Source organism: Streptomyces sp. CA-250714 (genome assembly GCF_050936705.1).
In the GTDB taxonomy this organism is placed as follows: domain Bacteria; phylum Actinomycetota; class Actinomycetes; order Streptomycetales; family Streptomycetaceae; genus Streptomyces.
This window is the reverse complement of the sequence record NZ_JBNJMI010000002.1, coordinates 2161749-2175328: the sequence shown is the minus strand read 5'-3', so window position 1 is coordinate 2175328 and position 13580 is coordinate 2161749. Positions and strand designations below refer to the sequence as shown.

13 protein-coding genes are annotated in these 13580 nt (G+C 70.4%); 7 read left to right on the top strand and 6 right to left on the bottom strand.

The genetic code is table 11. The features are described 5' to 3' along the window. Window positions 1-58: 58 nt before the first annotated feature. Window positions 59-1075, bottom strand: a complete 1017-nt coding sequence (gene gmd, locus ACQEU8_RS28590; protein WP_433106086.1) for a GDP-mannose 4,6-dehydratase — start codon at window positions 1073-1075, stop codon at window positions 59-61. Window positions 1076-1203: 128 nt separating this feature from the next. On the opposite strand from gmd, the gene ACQEU8_RS28585 reads away from it, so the two are divergent. Then, window positions 1204-2193: a GDP-L-fucose synthase family protein gene (locus ACQEU8_RS28585; RefSeq protein WP_433106084.1), complete on the top strand. Its 990-nt coding sequence runs from the start codon at window positions 1204-1206 to the stop codon at window positions 2191-2193. 110 nt (window positions 2194-2303) lie between these two features. Here the strand turns inward: ACQEU8_RS28585 and ACQEU8_RS28580 are convergent, their stop codons facing one another. After that, window positions 2304-3782: a sugar transferase gene (locus ACQEU8_RS28580; protein ID WP_433108791.1), complete on the bottom strand. Its 1479-nt coding sequence runs from the start codon at window positions 3780-3782 to the stop codon at window positions 2304-2306. A gap of 413 nt (window positions 3783-4195) precedes the next feature. Here ACQEU8_RS28580 and ACQEU8_RS28575 point away from each other — a divergent pair, with 413 nt between their 5' ends. Both ACQEU8_RS28575 and ACQEU8_RS28570 read left to right on the top strand, forming a co-directional pair. Next, window positions 4196-4969: an SDR family NAD(P)-dependent oxidoreductase gene (locus ACQEU8_RS28575; protein ID WP_433106082.1), complete on the top strand. Its 774-nt coding sequence runs from the start codon at window positions 4196-4198 to the stop codon at window positions 4967-4969. A gap of 62 nt (window positions 4970-5031) precedes the next feature. Continuing rightward, complete coding sequence (locus tag ACQEU8_RS28570; RefSeq protein WP_433106080.1) at window positions 5032-5394, top strand: MerR family transcriptional regulator; 363 nt, start codon at window positions 5032-5034, stop codon at window positions 5392-5394. 158 nt (window positions 5395-5552) lie between these two features. On the opposite strand, the gene ACQEU8_RS28565 is transcribed toward ACQEU8_RS28570, so the two are convergent. Further along, window positions 5553-6746: an RtcB family protein gene (locus ACQEU8_RS28565; RefSeq protein WP_433106078.1), complete on the bottom strand. Its 1194-nt coding sequence runs from the start codon at window positions 6744-6746 to the stop codon at window positions 5553-5555. Between the two features lie 235 nt (window positions 6747-6981). On the opposite strand from ACQEU8_RS28565, the gene ACQEU8_RS28560 reads away from it, so the two are divergent. From ACQEU8_RS28560 to ACQEU8_RS28550, 3 genes are read left to right on the top strand one after another with little or no spacing between them, the layout of a single operon-like run. Next, the gene (locus ACQEU8_RS28560) at window positions 6982-7473 is read left to right on the top strand and encodes a hypothetical protein (protein WP_433106076.1); all 492 of its coding nucleotides are present in this window, start codon (window positions 6982-6984) and stop codon (window positions 7471-7473) included. Window positions 7474-7499: 26 nt separating this feature from the next. Continuing rightward, window positions 7500-9671, top strand: a complete 2172-nt coding sequence (locus ACQEU8_RS28555) for a hypothetical protein (protein WP_433106074.1) — start codon at window positions 7500-7502, stop codon at window positions 9669-9671. Continuing rightward, on the top strand, window positions 9668-10219 hold the full coding sequence (locus ACQEU8_RS28550; protein WP_433106072.1) for a hypothetical protein: 552 nt from the start codon (window positions 9668-9670) through the stop codon (window positions 10217-10219). Before ACQEU8_RS28555 ends, ACQEU8_RS28550 begins: the two co-directional genes overlap by 4 nt. 24 nt (window positions 10220-10243) lie before the next feature. On the opposite strand, the gene ACQEU8_RS28545 is transcribed toward ACQEU8_RS28550, so the two are convergent. Further along, entirely contained in the window at window positions 10244-10942 is a 699-nt protein-coding gene (locus ACQEU8_RS28545; protein WP_433106070.1) for a heme oxygenase (biliverdin-producing), read from the bottom strand. Between the two features lie 123 nt (window positions 10943-11065). Further along, entirely contained in the window at window positions 11066-11923 is an 858-nt protein-coding gene (gene map, locus ACQEU8_RS28540; RefSeq protein WP_433106068.1) for a type I methionyl aminopeptidase, read from the bottom strand. 145 nt (window positions 11924-12068) lie between these two features. On the opposite strand from map, the gene ACQEU8_RS28535 reads away from it, so the two are divergent. Next, a complete protein-coding gene (locus tag ACQEU8_RS28535; RefSeq protein ID WP_433106066.1) occupies window positions 12069-12296 on the top strand; it encodes a hypothetical protein in 228 nt (75 codons plus the stop codon). A gap of 12 nt (window positions 12297-12308) precedes the next feature. On the opposite strand, the gene ACQEU8_RS28530 is transcribed toward ACQEU8_RS28535, so the two are convergent. Then, the gene (locus tag ACQEU8_RS28530; RefSeq protein WP_433106064.1) at window positions 12309-13580 is read right to left on the bottom strand and encodes an MFS transporter; all 1272 of its coding nucleotides are present in this window, start codon (window positions 13578-13580) and stop codon (window positions 12309-12311) included.

Genomic DNA, 13580 nt, shown 5'->3' with positions numbered 1-13580 from the left:
CTGGGGGAGCAGTTCCCCGCGCCCCTTCGGGGTGCCCCACCCCGCGAAGCTTGGGCCGTCAGCCGCGGTCAACGCGCACCGCCGCGCCAGAGAGCTCCGCGTCAAGTGCGGAGATGTCGGCCTCGACCATGATCCGGGCCAACTCACCCCACATGACCCGCGGTTTCCAGCCCAGCCGGGCCTCCGCCTTCGCGGCGTCGCCGATCAGCGCGTCGACCTCGGTGGGCCGCTGGTACTTGGGGTCGAAGCGGACGTGCTCCTGCCAGTCCAGCCCGCCGGCCCGGAAGGCTTCGTGCAGGAACTCCCGCACCGTCGTCGCGACCCCGGTGGCGACGACGTAGTCGTCGGGTGCGTCGGCCTGCAGCATCAGCCACATCGCCTCGACGTACTCGGGCGCGTAACCCCAGTCGCGTACGGCGTCCAGGTTGCCCAGGTACAGGTGCTGTTGGAGTCCGGCCCGGATGCGGGCGACGGCGCGGGTGATCTTGCGGGTCACGAAGGTCTCACCGCGCCGCGGGGACTCGTGGTTGAACAGGATGCCGTTCACCGCGAACAGGTCGTAGGCCTCCCGGTAGTTGACCGTCGACCAGTAGCTGAAGACCTTCGCGCAGCCGTAGGGGCTGCGCGGATGGAACGGGGTCGCCTCGTGCTGCGGGGGCGGGGCCGCACCGAACATCTCCGAGGACGACGCCTGGTAGATACGGGTGTCGATGCCGCTGGCCCGGATCGCCTCCAGTAACCGCATGGTGCCCATCCCGGTCACGTCCCCGGTGTAGAGGGGGGAGTCGAAGGAGACCCGTACATGGGACTGGGCGCCGAGGTTGTAGACCTCGTCGGGCCGCAGATCGCGCAGCAGATTGACGAGCGCGACGCCGTCGGCGAGGTCGGCGTGGTGCAGCACCAGGGAGCGGCCCTCGTCGTGCGGGTCCTCGTACAGGTGGTCTATGCGGCCGGTGTTGAAGGACGAGGAACGGCGTAGCAGGCCGTGCACCGTATAGCCCTTGGCGAGCAGGAACTCGGTCAGATACGACCCGTCCTGGCCGGTGATTCCGGTGATCAGTGCGCTCTTGGCCATGTGCCGCCGTCCTGGTGGAGGTTGAGGGTGGAGTTGTCCGCCGCCCCTGCACGGGGCGGCCTGGTCGTTACGTTCTCTTTGTCGGCTATCTCCCCGAACTGGGGTTTCTGCTGGCAGAATCCGGCAGCATGACGCCGAAGCCGCACACCGCCGAGTCCGCCCGCATCCCAGCCCCGTCGGGCGCCTCGGGTGCCCTGTTGCCGCCCGCCGCCCGAGTCTTCGTCGCGGGCCACCGCGGACTGGTGGGCTCCGCCGTGACCCGTCGGCTGGCGGCCGAGGGGTACGAGGTGCTGACCCGCGACCGCACGGCGCTCGACCTGCGCGACGCGGACCGCACCGAACGCTGGCTGCGCGAGGTGCGGCCGGACGCGGTGGTGCTGGCGGCGGCCAAGGTCGGCGGGATCATGGCGAACAAGACGCAGCCCGTGCCGTTCCTGGAGGACAATCTGCGCATCCAGCTCAGCGTCATAGCGGGTGCGCACGCCGCGGGCGTGCCCCGGCTGCTGTTCCTGGGCTCGTCCTGCATCTACCCCAAGCACGCGCCGCAGCCGATCACCGAAGAGGCCCTGCTCACCGGCGCCCTGGAGCCGACGAACGAGCCGTACGCGCTGGCGAAGATCGCGGGCATCACCCAGATCCGCGCCTACCGCGAGCAGTACGGCGCCTCGTACATCTCGGCCATGCCGACCAATCTCTACGGCCCCGGCGACAACTTCGACCTGGAGACCTCGCACGTCCTCCCGGCGCTCGTCCGCCGCTTCCATGAGGCGAAGCGGGACGGGGCCGAGCGGGTGGTGCTGTGGGGGAGCGGCACACCGCGCCGCGAGTTTCTGCACGTCGACGACTTGGCGCGGGCCTGTCTGCTGTTGCTGCGCGAGTACGACGATGCGATGCCGGTCAACGTCGGCTGCGGCGAGGACCTGACGATTGCGGCGCTCGCCGGCACGGTGTCCGACGTGGTCGGTTACGGCGGCGGCATCGAGTGGGACGCCAGTCGTCCCGACGGTACGCCGCGGAAACTTCTGGACGTCTCCCGGCTGTTCGGGCTGGGCTTCCGCCCGGAGATCGCTTTGCGGGAGGGTATCCGCTCGACGTACGAGTGGTGGCTGCGGTCCTGATGCGGGGGTGCCCCTGTCTGACGTCCGCAGGCTGCGGGTGAGCTGTGGTTGCTCGCGCAGTTCCCCGCGCCCCTTCGGGGCGCGCCCCTCATGCCGGGTCCGGGAGGACATCAGTACGCCCCCCGCCCGTCGACCACGGCCCGCACGGTGCGGGCCAGCAGGTCCAGATCAGTGGTGAGCGACCAGTTGTCCGCGTACCGCAAATCCAGCGCCAAGCTCTCGTCCCAGGACAGGTCCGACCGCCCGCTCACCTGCCACGGTCCGGTCAGCCCCGGCTTGACCAGCAGCCGCCGCAACGCAGTTGCCCCGTACGCGGCCACCTCCTCCGGCAGTGGGGGCCGCGGGCCCACCAGTGACATCTCGCCGCGCACAACGTTCAGCAACTGCGGCAGTTCGTCCAGGGACGTACGCCGCAGCACGCGGCCCACCCGGGTGATCCGGGGGTCGGCCCGCATCTTGAACAGCGGGCCGTCCACCTCGTTCGCGGCGGCGAGTTGGGGCCGCAGCCGGTCGGCGTCGACGGCCATGGAGCGGAACTTCCACATGGTGAAGGGCGCCCCGCGATGGCCGATGCGGGTCTGCCGATAGAACGCGGGCCCGGCCGAGTCGAGCCGTATCACCAGCGCGATCAGCGCGAACAGCGGCGCGAGCAGCACCAGTCCCAGCGCGGCGCTCGTCCGGTCCAGCGCCGCCTTGAGGGCGAGCTGCGGGCCCCGTCGCAGTGGCGGGTCCACATGCAGCAGATGCAGCCCGGCGGCGGTGGACGGGCGTACCCGGCGCAGTGCCACGTCGGCCAGCCCGGAGGAGATCACCAGCGGCAGCCCCGCGTCCTGCACCGCCCAGGTCAGCGTGCGCAGCCGTTCGCCGCACAGCAGTGAGCCGGGAGCCACCAGCACGGTGTCGGCGGCGTGCAGCCGTGCCGCGGCCACCACCGCGGCCCCGTCCGTGCCGCCGCTGTCCGGTCCGTGCGGTGCGGCCGCCAGCTGCCCGGCCTCGGGGACGCCGCTGCGGTTGGCGGTCGGGCCGACCGGGACGGCGCCGATGACGACGTACGGATGGTCGGTCCGGCTGGCCAGCTGCTCCACCACCCGGTCCACGGCGCTGCCCTCGCCGACCACCAGCGCCCGCTGCACGGCGTGCGCCTCGCGGCGCTGGCCCGCCAGATGACGGTATGTCAGTGACCGGCAGGCCGTGGTGAGCAGCGGCGCCGGCGCGAGGGCGAGCAGCGCGAGGGCGGGTGGTGAGTGCTCACCCGTCAGTACGCGGACGACGGCGAGCAGCCCGAGCAGCGTCAGCCAGTCGTGCAGGGTGGTCAGCACGCCGCGCGTCTCACCGAGCCAGCGCTGCCCGTACCGCCGGTGCCCGGCCAGTACGCCTAACCAGCTGAGCGTGGCCGTCGCGGCGGCCATGCCGGCGTGCGGCTGTTCGGCCTCGTGGAAGAAGAACGCCACCGGAAGCGCGATGCCGACGGTGTCGACGGCCAGTGCCACGGGCCGGTACCAACGGGACTTGTCCCTGATGTCGGCTGCGCCGGACCGCTCCGGGCCGCCACCCCTGTTCCCCCTCCTGATTCTGCCGCCTCTTCCCATCCCCGGCCCGGCCGGTCTCCCCACCTCGGACACGAACGCAGAGTCGCGCCGCATGAACCCCCCCAGGTACGCGGAACCCCCACGGCGCATCTGACCCCGCCCCTTTTGTGGAGATGCGCTCGACTTCCCAGACCTTAAGCCATATGAGCACTCTGCGTGCCCAGGCGTTCACTTCCCCATGAGAAGTGCGGAGAGTGCGGTGGGGGTTGTCGGGCAGCGCGCGTAGATTCCGGGTGATTCACCGCGCAGGATCCCCAGCGGAGAACGGTGCCTCTCCGGTGCGCCTCCGGGCCTGGTCGGACCCTGTCCGGCCCTGCCCGTGCCCTCGTTCAGGCCCATTTCCCGGCCTCCCCAAGGCCCCGGGCGGGCCCGGCTTGACCTTGACGTTGGCGGCAGGGTCCGACGATGCGGGCATGACCGAAATCACCACCGCGCCGCAGCCCCGTACCGTCGTCGTCACCGGTGCCGGAACCGGCATCGGCCGGGCCACGGCGCGTGCTTTCGCCGCGCAAGGAGCGCATGTCCTCGCCGTCGGCCGCCGTACCGCACCGCTCCAGGAGACCGCGGCGGAACCCGGCGCCGGCGCCATCACCCCGTTCGCCGCCGACGTCACGGAGGAGGACGCACCCGAGCGCATCGTGGTTGCCGCGCTGGAGGCGACCGGACGGCTCGACGTACTCGTCAACAACGCCGGCATCGTCTGCGCGGAGAGCCTGGGCGACTACACCCGCGAAAGCATCGACACCCAGCTGGCCACCAACCTCACCGCGCCCGTCCTGCTGACCCAGGCCGCGCTCCCCGCCCTCCAGCAGGCCCCCGCGGGCGGCGTCATCGTCAACGTCAGTACGTCCATCGGCCAGCGCGCCTGGCCGGGCAACTCCCTGTACGCCGCCACCAAGACCGCGCTCGAACTGCTCACCCGTAGCTGGGCCGTGGACCTGGCGCCGCACGGCATCCGGGTGGCCGCCGTCGCGCCCGGCGCCATCGACACCCCCATCGGCGAGCACCGCGGCCTCGGCCCCGAGCAGCTCCGGGCGATCCGCGAGTGGCAGATCGCCCACACCCCGCTGGGCCGCATCGGCCGGCCCGAGGAAGTGGCCTGGGCCATCGTCTCGCTGGCCGCGCCCGAGGCGTCGTTCGTCACCGGCACCGTGCTGCCGGTCGACGGGGGAGCGGTGCTGGCATGACGACAGCCGTATCTGCCGCCCTGCCTGCCGTGATTACACTCCCTCCGGGAGGTGGCGGCAGCATGCGGATCGGCCAGCTGGCACAGCGGACGGGGACGACGGCACGGGCCCTGAGGCACTACGAGCAGGCGGGCCTGCTCACCTCGCGGCGGACACCGAACGGCTACCGCGTCTACGACGCCGCTGCCGAGGTCCGCGTCCGCAACATCCGCTATCTCCTCGACGCCGGGCTGACCCTGGAGGACATCGGCTTCTTCGCCGCCTGCCTGGACGGTGACATGGCCACCGTCCCGCCCTCCGCCGAGGGCCTGCGCATCGCCCAGGAACGGCTCGCCGTCCTGGAGGCCCGGATCGCCGCCCAGACCGAGGCCCGCGACCGGCTGCGCGACGCGCTGCGCAGGGCGACCGTGCGGACAGTGGCCTGAGCCGTGGACTTGCCCGTTCGGGAAGGTGGGCACCCACCCAGGTGCCGACGGCTGGGGCGCGGCATGGAGCAGGACCGGCGATGAGTCACCTCATCGCCGGTCACCCCCGATGAGACCCCCTCCCCCAAGGGGCCCCTGCTCCGCCTGCCGGGCCCCGGTCAGCCCTTCACACACACGACCTGCCGCAGCTTGGCGACGACCTCCACCAGATCCCGCTGCTGATCGATGACGCGCTCGATCGGCTTGTAGGCGCCGGGTATCTCATCCACCACGCCCGCGTCCTTGCGGCACTCCACCCCGCGCGTCTGCTCCACGAGATCCTGCTCGGAGAACCGCCGCTTCGCCGCGTTCCGGCTCATGCGCCGGCCCGCGCCGTGCGAGGCGGAGTTGAACGAGGCCGCGTTGCCGAGGCCCTTGACGATGTACGAGCCGGTGCCCATCGAGCCCGGGATGATGCCGAACTCGCCGCCGCCCGCGCGGATCGCGCCCTTGCGGGTGACGAGCAGGTCCATCCCGTCGTAGCTCTCCTCCGCCACGTAGTTGTGGTGGCAGGAGATGGTCTCCTCGAAGACCGGCTTCGCCTTCTTGAACTCCTTGCGGACCACGTCCTTGAGCAGCCCCATCATCAGCGCCCGGTTGTACTTGGCGTACTCCTGCGCCCAGAACAGGTCGTGCCGGTAGGCCGCCATCTGCGGGGTGTCCTTGACGAAGACCGCGAGGTCGCGGTCGACCAGGCCCTGGTTGTGCGGGAGCTTCTGCGCCTCGCCGATGTGGAAGTCCGCGAGCTCCTTGCCGATGTTCCGCGAACCGGAGTGCAGCATCAGCCACACCTGGTCCGTGGTGTCCAGGCACACCTCGATGAAGTGGTTGCCGCCGCCCAGCGTGCCCATCTGCTTGGTGGCCCGCTCCTGCCGGAACCGTACGGACTCGGCGACGCCGCCGAAGCGCGCCCAGAAGTCGTCCCACCCCGAGGTCGGCAGCCCGTGCACATCGCCGGGCTCCACCGGCTCGTCGTGCATACCGCGGCCCACCGGAATGGCCTGCTCGATCTTCGAGCGCAGCCGCGAGAGGTCCCCCGGCAGGTCGTTGGCCGTCAGCGACGTGCGCACCGCCGACATCCCGCACCCGATGTCCACCCCCACGGCCGCCGGGCAGACCGCGCCGTGCATCGCGATGACGGAACCGACGGTCGCGCCCTTGCCGTAGTGCACATCGGGCATCACCGCGAGGCCCTTGATCCACGGAAGCGTCGCCACGTTCTGGAGCTGCCGCAGCGCCGCGTCCTCCACCGAGCCGGGATCCGTCCACATCCGGATCGGCACCCGGGCCCCGGGCATCTCCACGTACGTCATGACAGTCCAACTCCCCCGTATCAAGCGGGCAACAGCAACTAGATGAACAGAGCCGCCAGGGCCCTGGAAGCCCGCCCCCGTGACGGCGCTTCCCCGCAGCTCATTGTGCGCAGGGGCACACCCAGCGGAGCAAAGGATTTTCGCTGCGCACATCCCGTACGCCGGTTGCTGCACATCGAGCAGACACCTACGTTGAATGTTTTCGCCGTCCACGAAACGGAACGGGGTGTCAGATGTGACTTTCACCGAGTGGGAGCAGGCGAAGGCGAACGCCGCACCGGAGACCGACGCGACCCGGATGCAGCTCAACGGGGACCCGACCGGAGGGCATCCGACCGGAGGGCACCCAACAGGGGGCCATCCGACCGGGGGCGGTCATCCGGGAGATGGTTCCGGCGGCAACGTGGATCTCGTCGTGCACGACGACGAACTGGGCAAGCTGGGGAACATGGCGTTCGGGTTGCGGCGGCAGCTCACCACCGACGGCAGACACGCCCGCACCTCGACGACCGAGGCCGCCGCCTCGCTGACCGGCGACGGGCTGGACATGGGCGCGGCACTCACCGAACTCAAGGACGCCTGGGACACCAAGCTCAAGACGCTCCAGGATGCCTGCGGCCAGATCTCCGACCACCTGGAGTTCACCAAGGGCGCTCACGGCAGGGACGAGGAGAAGGTCACGACCGCCATGTCGTCCATCGCGAAGCTCGACGACCAGATCAAGTAAGCGTTCAACGGACGGGGGACGTCACCATGGCGGAAACGCAGAAGATGACCGTCGCACAGCTGAGGGATCTGCGGCTCGGCAAGCTGGACACCGCGATCACCGACTGGACGGAACTGGTCGAGCGGCTGCGCAACCTGCGCGACGGCAGCGGCGAGGGCGGCGCGGGCAAGGACGCCCCGGCCACGACGGCCCTCGACTTCCAGTCGGCGGTGACCAAGGCGGACTGGAAGGGCGAGAACGCCGAAGCGACCGGGCGGTTCGTCACCAAGACCGCCAGGCAGTTCGGGGAACTGCTCGAGGAGGCGCAGGACGTCCTGGGGCTGCTGAAGTCGGCCCACAAGGCGTTCACCGATCACAAGAGCGATCTGGAGAAGATCGTCACCGAGGTCGCCAAGGACAACATCTACATCAACGACAAGGGGGGCGGCACCGCGTCCGTGCCTCCGCCGGCGGTCGCCGGCGACGCCGACATCAAGCCGCCGACCCAGGCCCAGATCGACGCCGCGGAGAAGCGCGTCGAGCGGGTGCTGTGGAACGCCGGGGAGACCGACCGCATCGTCGCCCGCGAACTGCGGGCCATCGCCAAGCGCAAGTACGACTTCTCCGGCGCGGCCGCCGACAGCGTCAAGGGCGCCGACAAACGCCAGGGCAAGGTGGACGCGGAGTACTGGGCGAAGCGGTTCAAGGACGGCGACGTCAAGGTCTGGGAACTGGACGACAAGGAGCTCGAACGCTTCAACGACGTGCTGCGGGACCAGCGGGACAACTCCGGCTTCACCGAGACGTTCGCGACCAGGATGGGTGGCGAGGGCACCCTCCAGTTCTGGCGCGACCTCGCCGACCCCGGCCACGGCGACACCCCCGAGGGCGCACGTGCCGTCCTGCTCGACCATGTCCAGGGCAACTTGAGCATGACCCTGGGCAACGCGACCCGCCAGCAGACGCCCGCGATGCAGCAGTGGGAGAACGAGGTCATCGCGGCGGGCACCAAGCAGTTCGGCCATGAGGGCCTGGGCCCCTTGGCCAAGCCGTACGGCTTCCAGATCATGAGCAGTCTGATGGGCAAGGGCGAGTTCGACCAGGGCTTTCTCGGCCGGTACGGCGACGCCATGTACAAGTTCGAGAAGAGCAAGCCGGACGCGCCCTCCGCCTGGGGCCTGGTGGGTCAGTACACCGATCTCGACCCCGGGAGCAAGGCGACCGGCGCCGACCCGATGACCGGCTACTTCAAGGCGCTCAGCCACAATCCGGACGCGTCCACGGCGTTCTTCAACGACCCCGGCAGGGCCGACTACTTCCTCAAGGACATGGACAACGGCGGCCGTACGTGGTTCGACGAGGAGCAGCCCGACAGCATGGGCCCAGACGACGGCGTCAGGCTCCCCTCCCGCGAGGCGCTGGGCGACGCCCTGCTCGCGGCGGGCAGCGGAATGAACCCGGACGACCCCGCGGCCACCTATGTGAAGCACACCCAGGCGCACGACGACGTACTGGACGGCGCACTGGAACGGCTCGCCGGCCAGAAGGACGACATGCCCGTCGAACTCCGCGACGACATGGCCAAGTTGCTCGGCAACCACGGCACGGACACCCACATGACGATGGGCGGTTCCCCCGAGGAGCAGGTGCTCGACCGGGATCACCTGCTGGAGGTCTCCAAGCAGATCTCCCGCGACCCGGCCAGCTATCAGGTGCTCAACGAGGCCATGAACGGCGCGATGGTGCACGACATCCACTCCGAGAAGGAGGCCCCCGAGGACAGCCTCAACCGCACCGGGCGCACCGTCGGCTTCCTGGAGGAGGCCCGCTACCAGGCCATCGGCGATCAGAAGGCGGCCGACCTCAAGGACGCCGGCTGGGGCGCCAAAGGCATGGGCGGCTACCTGGTGGTCGGGACAGCCGCCTCTTTCCTGCCCTGGGGCGGCAGCCATGTGGACCGCGCGGCGTTCGCCGTCAGCAAGGCGCTGGTCGAGGACGAGACCGCCCGCATCACGGACCAGGCGACCGGGGACAACAAGCAGGTGGCCGACGTCCAGAAGGCGCGGATGGAGGCGCTCAAGAACGAGTGGTACGACACCAACGCCCACTGGGCCGATGGCCGTACGGGCTTCTCGCCGGACCACGGCCTCTGGGACAGGATCGACTCGGCGGCCAACGACGGCAAGGCCAACGCCCGCGAGGACTCGGGAGACCAGTGACCACCAAGTGCCGCCGGGGGCTGGCGGCGGTCGTTCCCGGCATTGCCCTCCTCCTCGTGGCCGGCTGTTCCACCGACGGCCGGGACTACGCCGTGCCTCGCGAGATCTGCGGTGTGCGTGTGCCGCAGAAGGTGCTGGAACCGCTGCTCCCGGACGGGGAGAAGCTGCACCAGTCACTGCGGCCGGTCGGTGAGGACGGCTCGTTGGCCGACTGCCAGGTGAACGTGGTGGACGGGCCCATCGCCGTGCAGGTCGACATCACCCGGCTCGACAAGCCGCTCACCGCTGAGGACAAGCAGGTGTCCCTGAAGTCCGAGTCCCTGAAGCACGCGAAGAGCGTGCACATCGCGGGCACACACTGGGCGGTGCAAGGGGACAACGACCTCCACCTGTCCACCCCCTGCGGCACCGACCGGGCCGACTCGCTGTCCTTCCGCTTCTCGTTCTCCAAGGGCGAGCAGGGCACCGAGGTCACCCGCCGCAACACCCTGCGTTTCGCGAAGGCGTTCGTCGACGGCCGGAAAAAGAAGGAGGGCTGCACCAAGTAGCGCTGCGGGCAGCCCCCGGCGGGGTTACGCGCTGAGCCGGAACTGGGCGCCCAGCTCGCGGAAGACGGCGGTGTTCAGAGCGAAAGCGTGCTTGCACTCGTCCACGATGCGGCGCTTTTCCAACTCGTCGCAGGGCAGGGCGTCCAGCAGGGCGCGGTACTCGCGTTTGAAGGCGGCGGGGTTGTCGATGGCGTCGAAGACGTAGAACCTGACCCCGTCGCCCTTGCGTGCGAAGCCCCAGGTCTTCTCGGCGGTGCCGCGGATGATCTGGCCGCCGGAGAGGTCGCCGAGGTAGCGGGTGTAGTGGTGGGCGACATAGCCGCCGGGCCAGCTGCGGGCGAGCTCGGCGATACGTGCCGCGTACGCGGCGGTGGCGGGCAGCGGGGTGAGGCCCTCGCGCCAGCCGGCCGCGTCGCCGTGCAGATGGGTCAGGTCCCGTTCCAGCGCGGGCAGCCGGAAGAGCTCACCGCGTACGAAGGGGCCCGCCACCGGGTCCTGGGCCAGCTCACCGGCGGCGCCTTCCAGTGCGCCGTAGATGAACCAGAGCTGCTCGGTGTAGCGGGTGTAGGCCTCCACACCGAGCCTGCCGCCGAGCATCTCGCTCATGAAGGAGGAGTTCTCGGCCTCGGTGTGCTGCTCCTGGGACGCGGTGCGGATGAGTGTGGAGAAGTCCGTCGGGGTGTCGTGCGAGGTGTCCTGCGAGTGCGATGCGGCGGACGGCAAGGCTGGCTCCCAAAAACGACAGCGAGGTGCGGGGCTCCGACACAGTGCGATCCTGCTACTTAGGCTTACCTAAGTCAAGCAGTTGCCGACACCCTGTCGGAAAACCTGTACCCCGCCGGGCCGCTAGGGAAGCGTCAGGATCTCCGCGCCCGACTCCGTCACCACCAGCGTGTGCTCGAACTGCGCCGTGCGCTTGCGGTCCTTGGTGACGACCGTCCAGCCGTCCTCCCACATGTCCCACTCGTAGGTGCCCAGCGTCAGCATCGGCTCGATGGTGAAGGTCATCCCGGGCCGCATCACGGTGGTGGCGCGCGGATCGTCGTAGTGCGGGACGATCAGTCCGGAGTGGAACGAGCTGTTGATGCCGTGCCCGGTGAAGTCGCGCACCACGCCGTAGCCGAACCGTTTCGCGTACGACTCGATGACCCGGCCGACGATGTTGAGCTGGCGGCCCGGCTTGACGGCCTTGATCGCGCGGTGCAGCGCCTCGCGGGTCCGCTCCACCAGCAGCCGCGACTCCTCGTCCACGTCCCCGCACAGATAGGTGGCGTTGTTGTCGCCGTGCACGCCGTCGAGGTACGCGGTCACATCCAGGTTCACGATGTCGCCGTCGCGCAGCACCGTGGAGTCGGGGATGCCGTGGCAGATCACCTCGTTGATGGAGGTGCACAGCGACTTGGGGAACTGCCGGTAGCCCAGCGTGGAGGGGTAGGCGCCGTGGTCGATCATGTACTCGTGCGCCACCTCGTCCAGCTTGTCCGTGGTGACGCCCGGGGCGATGTGCTTGGCCGCCTCTTCCATGGCGCGGGCGGCGATACGCCCGGCGACGCGCATCTTCTCCACCGTCTCGGCGTCCTGCACCTCGGGCCCGTCATAGGGGGTGGGCGCGGGCTTGCCGACGTACTCGGGACGCGGGATCGAGGCGGGCACGGCGCGGGGCGGGGAGAGCGTGCCGGGGACGAGGAGTGACTGGCCAGACATGTCAGCGAGTCTAATCCGGGCCGCCGGCTCCGCTCCGGCCGCGGTCGGACCACCGGGGACCGCTGCCGGGCCCGCCGCCGGGCCGCTTGCGGCTGTGCGCCTCCGCGGGGCTGCGCACGGTGTGCCGGTGCGGGATCATGACCGTATGGCTCTGTTCAAGCGCAAGACGGTCGGCAAGCCCGGAGAGTGGTTCTTCAACGTCGAGACCGGCACCGTCGAGGAGGGCCCGCAGTCGCCGGGCAAGAACCGGATGGGTCCGTACGCCAGCCGCGAGGAGGCGGCCCAGGCGCTGGAGACCGCGCGGGAGCGCACCTCGGAGTGGGAGAACGACCCGCGCTGGCACGACAAGGGAGGCAACGCGGGGCGCGGCTGAGTCGGCGCGGGCTCACGCCTCCCCGTCCGGCGACGGCGCACCCTCCCTGGCAGCCCGTACCGCCCGGGCGTGCTCGCTGGTGCGGGCGTCGTACGCCAGCAGCTTCGGCAGGGCCGCGGCCAGCAGCGCCACGCCCGCCACGCACGCCAGCCCGCCGGACCACACGGATGCGCGGACGGATGTGAGCGAGGCCACCGAGCCCGAGCGGACCTGTCCCAGCTGCGGGCCCGCCGAGAAGGACAGCAGCTCGATCCCGGCGAGCCTGCCGCGCAGCTCGTCCGGGATGGTCTGGTTCCACATCGTCGAGCGGAAGATTCCGCTGATCATGTCGAAGGCGCCGGAGAGGACGAGGAAGAGCAGCACCAGCCACACGTTCCGCACCACCCCCGCCACCGTCATCGCCGCGCCCCAGCCCGCGGCGGCCAGCAGCACGGCGAGCCCGTGCCGGTGCACCCGCGACGTCCAGCCGCTGGTCGCGCTCACCAGCATCGAGCCGAACGGCAGCGCCGCGTACATCAGCCCCAGCGACCACTGGGCGTCCAACTGGGCGGCCAGGAACGGGAAGAGCGCGATCGGGAACGCGAACAGCATCGCGACGATGTCCACCGTGTACGTGCCCAGCAGGTCCTTGCGGCCCCACGCGTACCGCGCGCCCTCCCAGATCCCGCGCAGCGACGGCTTCGCCGCGTCGTGCGCGGGCGGCGAGGGGGCCAGCCGCAGCGCCAGCAGCAGAGACAGCACATACGTCGCCAGATCGATGGCGTACGCGGTCGCGAGCCCCGCGTAGGCGATCAGGATGCCCGCGACCGCGGGTCCGGCGACGCCGCCCACCTGCCAGCGCAGCGAGTTGAGCGCCGCCGCCGCGCTGAGCTGCGTATGCGCGACGATCCGGGGCAGCACCGCGTCCAGCGCGGGCCGCTGCACACCGGTCAGCGCGCTGCTGAGCGCCGCCGCGACGTACAGCGGCCACACCATCGGGTGCGGTAGCAGCGTGTTGAGCAGCAGCCCCAGCGCCACGGCGCCCAGCGCGGCCTCGCTGCCCAGGATCAGGGTGCGCCGGTCGAAGGCGTCGGCGAGCGCCCCGCCGTACAGCCCGAACACGATCAGCGGCACCAGCTCCACGGCCCCCAGCGCACCCACCGCGGCCGCGGAGCCCGTCAGCTCCTTCACCTGGAGGGGCAGCGCGACGAACGTGAGGAAGCTGCCGAAGGTGGTGATCAGGCCCGCGGTCCACAGGGTGCGGAAGTCGCGTGACTCCCGCCAAGGGGAGAGGTCCGGAAGCAC

Excerpts from the sequence above, each read along its gene's own strand:
- ACQEU8_RS28570 (WP_433106080.1), top strand. The coding sequence starts at position 5,032 with ATGCGGATCGGCCAGCTGGCACAGCGGACGGGGACGACGGCACGGGCC.
- ACQEU8_RS28555 (WP_433106074.1), top strand. The coding sequence starts at position 7,500 with ATGGCGGAAACGCAGAAGATGACCGTCGCACAGCTGAGGGATCTGCGG.
- ACQEU8_RS28580 (WP_433108791.1), bottom strand. The coding sequence starts at position 3,782 with ATGGGAAGAGGCGGCAGAATCAGGAGGGGGAACAGGGGTGGCGGCCCG.
- gmd (WP_433106086.1), bottom strand. The coding sequence starts at position 1,075 with ATGGCCAAGAGCGCACTGATCACCGGAATCACCGGCCAGGACGGGTCG.
- ACQEU8_RS28565 (WP_433106078.1), bottom strand. The coding sequence starts at position 6,746 with ATGACGTACGTGGAGATGCCCGGGGCCCGGGTGCCGATCCGGATGTGG.
- ACQEU8_RS28535 (WP_433106066.1), top strand. The coding sequence starts at position 12,069 with ATGGCTCTGTTCAAGCGCAAGACGGTCGGCAAGCCCGGAGAGTGGTTC.
- ACQEU8_RS28585 (WP_433106084.1), top strand. The coding sequence starts at position 1,204 with ATGACGCCGAAGCCGCACACCGCCGAGTCCGCCCGCATCCCAGCCCCG.
- ACQEU8_RS28575 (WP_433106082.1), top strand. The coding sequence starts at position 4,196 with ATGACCGAAATCACCACCGCGCCGCAGCCCCGTACCGTCGTCGTCACC.
- map (WP_433106068.1), bottom strand. The coding sequence starts at position 11,923 with ATGTCTGGCCAGTCACTCCTCGTCCCCGGCACGCTCTCCCCGCCCCGC.